We start from the raw sequence: 6,633 nt of genomic DNA, 5'->3' as shown, positions 1-6,633 counted from the left end.
TTATTAGCGATCGCACCTTTTTTGTCCAACCTCACAAAATCGCGTTGCTCCCGTTGGATCTGAACATGACCACCTCGCCGTACAGGACAAATTAATGCTCCAGGCGCATTACTTCTCTCAAATAGCCAATCATTCAAAGCTGCCACTGCCCCATCCGGCAAATACACTGTCCGAGACTTTCCCCCTTTGCCCTTGCGTACAAGCAAAGAACTATATTCATTTTGGTAATCTTTTGTGTCTAATGCTACTAACTCCGACCGACGTAACCCAGAGCCACTCAGAATCGCAATCAGTGCGGCATCTCTTACACCAATTAAAGTCTGGTCGTTTTTGCAATTACTCAAAAGCGCGGCAATTTCACTTGGTTTTAACAACCGTCCCCTTAAAGGTGAATCCCCCTTTACACGCTTGAGATCCACTGCTGTTGCATAATCATCGGCGCTGATTAACCCCAACCTCTGTGCTTCTTTCAGCACCCGCCGTAAAGCACAAAGCATCCGATTTACAGTCGCCGGAGAGTACTGTTCCATCAACACTGAGCGAATTGCTGCTGTGTGCTGGTAACGCAACTTCGACCAATCCAAAGACAATGCATCACTCTCAACCGAAGCCGTTAGCATTCGGGCGATGACATTTAGTGCTTTTTCCATCGTTCGCCGGGAAGAAGATGTCAGGCTAGACAAATAGACCGCGGCTGGGTGAAGTGTTAAGGGCGGCGGCGTTGCCAACACTAAGTTGAGAAGCGGTGTCGTTTCAGAAGCCATGATGAAAAAGCACTACACCTGCCCTTTTTTGAGCCAAGCGTCTTTCTAAATCATTATTCTCTCACCAATCCACTGCAATTTCTTAAATAGCTCTACCTGTAAGTAGATAAAAAAGTCCAACAATTCTAGTCTCTCAAAGCATTGATTTAGAGTCTTGGGTGCAAGTCCCGTAAAAATAAGTTGAACAATTTGGGGCTGGAAAAGGGATTATTACACCACTTTTTCAACACAGAGACACCAAACTCAAATAAAAAAGTTGAACAATTAGGAGAGTGATGCTTTGAGAATGTGAGCGCAATCAGCTATCAGCTACGCCCCGCCTTAAGAGCGATGACGTAACCGCCATGAGCCGATGGCGATCGCTCTAGTAATAACGTAGCGTGGGCGCGGCGTACAGGCTCTTTCAAGCGATTTATGGACGGATGCTTGGAGCGGGATAAAGCACCTAACAGAAATTGTTGAACTTTATTATTACTCTACAGCTCTACCGTCAGCGATCGCTAATAGTTAAAAAATAGGTTTGGTAAATGCTAGTTTCCATAACCTATTTTTTCGATTCCTGAAGCAAACATTGGCAGTGTAAGGATTTGGGGTTTTTGGTATCAAGCAGAGGGTAAACGCACGAATAAGAGGTTTTCATGGTTAAGTTACCCGTCCACAGGCAACACATCTTCATTCAGTAAGGCGTAAAATTCCGGTACTGCCGCCTCGACAAGTCGCAGTTCACTCGCAGCGATCGCTTCAAGTTCCAGCACCGTCTCCCAGCGTAAATCCTCAACCCATCGCTTAAGAATGCCCTTAATCGCCTCCACCCCCTGCTTGATACCAGAGCGTAGCATTTCCACACAATGGAGTAAGGTAGTGCGATCGGTCAGAGGCGACTCAAATTCGGTAGTATCCTCCCCTTGGCAATGGGAGTTCCCTATAGCATCAAGGGGGGGTGTGGATACGTCCTGCTGATTGGGGTTTACATTATACGCAGCAGGGGTTTGAGCAGCATAATAGTTTCGATTTTCTTTTTGATTACGCTTTTCCACGCGATGAGCAATTACATGCATTGCAAATTCTAATTCCTCTTTAGATAAAGAAAAAAGTTTCACCTGTTGACCGCGCTTACCCTGCTTACGGAAGGTCAACTTTAGACCCAGCTGTTCTATAAGAGTGCCTAGCAACCAAATAGGTTTACAATCACTGGGAATAGTAAACCCAAGAATTGCTTTAACGTGAGCAGCACAATGTATAGCGATCGCTGTCATATTAACTAATTGAGTATCCGAGGCGGTAACTTCATCACCCTTCACTAAACGTTTAAGAATCTGATGCAGCCCCAGGTTAAATCTAGCCAACCATCGAGCCGAGTAATTCCCCCAGTCGATACACAAAGGTAAATTGTCCCGTTCGGCGCGGTCTTTTTGGGTGACAATTGTTGGTGGGGTAGGATAAGTTTGCCCAGTTTTGGGGTCAGTAAACGATTCTTCGGGTGCGGCTAAAATGGCCTCAAGTCCAGCAATTGCTCTAATTAAGCGGCCACCTTTATCCATTTCTACGAGTGATTCGGTTACTTCGATGCCGTAAGAATCAGAAATGCGGAATTTTTCACATTCAAAAATTTCGCTAGGGTCAAGGTAATCTTTGCTCTGACGGGCGCGGTACTCGCTCAAAGTAATATTGTTAGCCTTGGCAACAGCCGAATTGTGGGCACTATCCAAAGCTTGTGCTGCTGCTTTTAGACTTTCAAGAGATTGAGGATCTGAATCACTTCCTACATATATAAATGTATTGCCCATTTCGGTGAGAAGCGATCGCAAATCATCACGCAGATTATTGAGAGAATAGTGGCGGTTGCCAAGAATTTGGCAGTAAGCCTCAAGCGCCCAATCTTTCTCCGCTCCCCGCTTACCCGTTTCTCTGTCAATCCGCAACAGAAAAGCGGTCATTTCATTGGTTTGGAGCAAGCGCTCTTTAATCTTGGTAGCATTGGTATCCTTGTAACCGAAGGGAGGACGCGGGGCCACCCAAATATGAAACGGCACTTTTGGACGATAGCGGTACAGTTGCTGGGCGCACTCGGTAGCAGTTTGGGAAGCGCCGTGAAACACACCAAACACGGCATCAAAATGATACTCCGAAATATCGACACCAGTTCCCAGACTGGGAGAGGTAAACAAGGCATCGAAGTTTTTGACGGCGTTGGTGATATCTTTGATGAAAGCAACATTTTCATCACTGCCAGAATTGTCTGAATGAACCGACCAGATGCGCCATTTTTGGGATGTATGTGATTGGTCAGAGTTAGATTGTTCGCACTTGATAGTAAAGAATTTGTCGAGTTTTTTGATAAAACGCTTGGAGTCACTGGCAACCATGATTTTCTCACCCATCATCAGTGCTGCCGAAATCTGGGCAACCAGGGCGCTATTATTACTGCCTTCATACCAATATATAGTGCGTCCTCCATTGCGCCACTCGTTTTTGACGATGTAAGGAATTTCATCTTTGGGTCGCATGGAGCGAAAGAAGTCCACGGTCAGGTCATCCATGTGGGCATCAGCGATGACGACCAGGGGCGCGTTGTATACTATATATTCCAGTACCTCCAGGATTGCGGCACGATGTTTTTTGCAAGTATTACTGTGTAGTAGGTGGGTGAGATACTGGCAAGCTTCATCAACAAAGATGCAACCGTAGGTGAGCGCTTGAGTATTCAGCTTGTGCAAGCTGTCAATGGTAATGCTGAGAGCTTTCGCTTGGGCTAAACCTGTGTAACCCAAGTCTGAATACATGGCAGTCTGCAAGCGTTCGGCAAGATTTTTTAAAAGATTAACGCGATGCCCATTGTTGAGGAACCGCGCGTCGGGGTTTTGGTCACGCCACCAACGCATGAGTTGGGTTTTCCCAGTGCCCATATCACTCCACAATACGACTAATCCTTTCTGGGGAAAACGGAAAGTGGGGGATTTCTTCGATTTGGATGAATCAACTCGAAGAGAATCAGTAGACTCTGACAATAGACTTTCTCCTTTAATATAAGGAGTGAACAATTGTTCCTTTTCAATTTCATAAAGAGCCGGAACTGATGAACATTCTGCTTCCACACTAGGAATGCACAAGGCTTGGGTCAAATATTTAATATTGACTGTGACATCAGGCTGGTACTTAGAGAGTCCCCATTTTTTAGCCCGATATGAGCGTTGGTAATCAAAAAGTGATTTGGCATCATTAACGATCGCTGTTAGTAAGGTATCAGCATCTTTACCGCGACCAACCACAAAATCATCAACACCCTTTTCTGGCCCAGGTAGTAATGCAACTTCACATTTTGCACCAGCAGCTTCGATAGTTCTAATGGTGCGAACAGTGGCTTGAAAAACTGACCAACGGGTATTGGCTTTGGTTTCGTAGTCGAATAATATAATGAACTTGCGTCCCGCCTGAGCCATTGGTACTAAGTCAGGATGCAACCGTTCATCAAAATCTTGTTTGCCCACGCGCCCGTTCCAAATTCCAGGGAGTGCGATCGCTACAAACCCCAAAGAGAGCAAGCAAGCGGCTTTCTTCTCACCCTCGCATAAGATAATGGGAATCTCTGGATGCTGTTTCACCCACTCCCAAAATATTAGTGGATTGAGTTGATCCAGTAAGCGCAGGGCCAAAAGTGAATGATAGCGCTTAATTAAATAGCGTTTTGCAACTTTGTCCCAGATGGGGTTAGCGACATCAAAGTAGGTAACGCGGTTGGGAGTTTTGGGGGGTGACTCGTATTTGACGGGTTTACCTTTTTCCCAATCAATACGGGGGAAGTTCGGCTTAATACGTCCCCATTCCATTGGCTGCCAGTTTTTGGAGGGATCGAGAGATTGAATCCATATCCCCCCCAGCAATAGATGATCATACTTCTTAATGTATGCATCTGTGACTCGACCGGCATTTTTGCGAGGGATTTTGTTGGATATGAACAGGTAGTCGTAAATTGATTCGGATTCTATATGGAAGAAACTGCTCTCAATCAGTGCTGGATGAATGGCACTACCAGCTAGCAACTCATGGTACTCGGCAGGCGTGAGATTGTTTGGGTATTCAATCGGGTGTTCGCTCTGCTCAACTGATACCTTGCAATCTGGTTTAGGCTCGAATGGCTTTTTGTTGCTACTCTTAATTGCATTTTTATTTGTATTCACATTTTTTCCTAAATTTTTCCATGACAATTTCGGCGACAAAAAGCACCTATGCCGCATTCATCAGTGAACAGTTATCAGTTATCAGTCATGCTGTTGCAGGAGCAGAACCCGTAGGGTTGTCCTTACAGCGAATCAAAGAAGGAAAAATGAATGACGATTAGCTTAAGTGTTAACTGTTAACTGTTCACTGTTTTTTCGAGCTTGTGTGATTAAATCAGTCTCGGAGGTAGTAAGTTCAGCCCAGTAGTCAGGTTTTATCACCTCGTATTTTTCAGCCACAGCCCAAAACTCCTGCCATGTAAACTCAATACGTGCAAGTACTTGCCTAATTTCCCTAACCGCCTGGGGTAATAGTTGTAATTGTTCCGTCCTTATTGCGATGGCTGACTGTGTGGGACTAGTACCCAAAATGAGAGCCGCAGCTTCAAGCGCCTGGGTGTTGTTCATAGCGGTTGCGATCTGCTTCAAAGCCATACCCATGAGGCGCAGACATTCAGTCGCATTTTCTTTGGGTGGGTCGGCTGCTAGAGTTCGCAAATCAATGGTTTTTTCTAACGCTTGTTTCACTTGCTTGTTTAACACTTTAGTCGCCTGTTGGGTCATGGTATTCCCCCACTGTTGAGAAGGACGTTCAATTAGTGCGTGTTCCAATTCCTGAATACGTTGCTGGAGTTGTTGATTCTCAATATCGAGCTTTCTCAACCCTTCCATCTCGTCTAAGCGCTGCTGCAACTGAATGTTTTGCTCTTTCTGTTGCTTGTACAGGAAATGCAAGGATTGGATTTGCTCACTTACTTGGGCTTCGGCTCTAGCCGACACTTCTGCTTGTAGCCCAATCCTCAATTCCTGAGAGAGTCGCTCTAACTCAAGTTTGTGTTGCTCTTTGAGTGCTGCGATCGCTTCGGTGTATTCTTTTGGATATGTAGGCTCAGTCGATTGGGACACAATTGCGTCATCCAAATCAGCATTGTTTACCAACAGCCTTTCACCATCAGCGAAAGTCACAATCTGCTGCGAATTATTCGGTGCGTCTGCAACAATAACTCCCGATTCCCCATAACGGGGATGTTCTGGTGATGAAATTGTGATGGCATTTTTAGGAACCAATGGTTCCTGATGGAATTTATTTTTTCCTTTTGGCATTGGAGCAATTGTATTTGCGGCAACTGCGAAATCTGATTCGCTAGGGTTTGGGTTTGATGACAAAGCCAGTTTTATCGCAGCAATAAGTTTTTCTGGTTCTTTGGCTAACCTCAAAAGAGGACGGGCTTGGCGCTCATTTTTAATCTGTGGCCCCAACTCCCCTGCTGCAACAATAACTTTTGAAGCCCCTAAAAGTTGATTTATACGCCGATAGCCGCCATATACATGCAATTCGCCTTGGCAATATTGTTCAAAGTTTTTGTACCCAGCGACTCTGTACATCCGCTCGTCATGCATGACGCGACAGAGTTCTACTGCTTGCAACTCAAATTGGTCTATGGTAGCGAAGGTGTCTTTAATACTGCTGTTAAGGTCATCGTAATGAAGTGCTGATTTAGTTTCTCTATCTAGTGTCAGCATACTTCTCTCCTGTCATTATCACTAGGAGAGGTGTTTGAAAAAAATTTTGATGTCACCTTAATCCCGACACCAAGGTGTATTGGGCATAAGTCATTTTTCACGATATTTTTCCCTGATAACTCGGTTTA

At 45.1% G+C, this 6,633-nt stretch carries 4 protein-coding genes; 1 reads left to right on the top strand and 3 read right to left on the bottom strand.

Annotated elements, in window-relative coordinates; genetic code table 11:
• Positions 1-764 (bottom strand): tyrosine-type recombinase/integrase (locus Q0541_RS14635; protein WP_298911439.1); only part of this gene is annotated, 764 nt, incomplete at its 3' end.
• A 647-nt stretch (positions 765-1,411) separates the two neighbouring features.
• The gene (locus Q0541_RS14630) at positions 1,412-4,846 is read right to left on the bottom strand and encodes a plasmid replication protein, CyRepA1 family (RefSeq protein ID WP_298911440.1); all 3,435 of its coding nucleotides are present in this window, start codon (positions 4,844-4,846) and stop codon (positions 1,412-1,414) included.
• A 116-nt stretch (positions 4,847-4,962) separates the two neighbouring features.
• Between Q0541_RS14630 and Q0541_RS14625 the strand changes: the two genes are divergently transcribed.
• Positions 4,963-5,103 (top strand): hypothetical protein, encoded by a 141-nt coding sequence (locus tag Q0541_RS14625; protein ID WP_298911438.1) that lies wholly within the window; start codon positions 4,963-4,965, stop codon positions 5,101-5,103.
• A 1-nt stretch (position 5,104) separates the two neighbouring features.
• Here Q0541_RS14625 and Q0541_RS14620 read toward each other — a convergent pair whose 3' ends face one another.
• Positions 5,105-6,505 carry a hypothetical protein gene (locus Q0541_RS14620; protein ID WP_298911437.1) on the bottom strand — a complete coding sequence of 467 codons (1,401 nt, stop codon included), beginning with the start codon at positions 6,503-6,505 and terminating at the stop codon, positions 5,105-5,107.
• Positions 6,506-6,633 lie beyond the last annotated feature (128 nt).

It is taken from the genome of uncultured Nostoc sp. (genome assembly GCF_937863485.1).
Lineage (GTDB): Bacteria > Cyanobacteriota > Cyanobacteriia > Cyanobacteriales > Nostocaceae > Nostoc.
This window is presented reverse-complemented; position numbering and strand designations above follow the sequence as displayed.

What these genes read in the sequence shown, in the direction of transcription:
- Q0541_RS14620 (WP_298911437.1), bottom strand. Translation starts at nt 6,505, where the DNA reads ATGCTGACACTAGATAGAGAAACTAAATCAGCACTTCATTACGATGAC.
- Q0541_RS14625 (WP_298911438.1), top strand. Translation starts at nt 4,963, where the DNA reads ATGACAATTTCGGCGACAAAAAGCACCTATGCCGCATTCATCAGTGAA.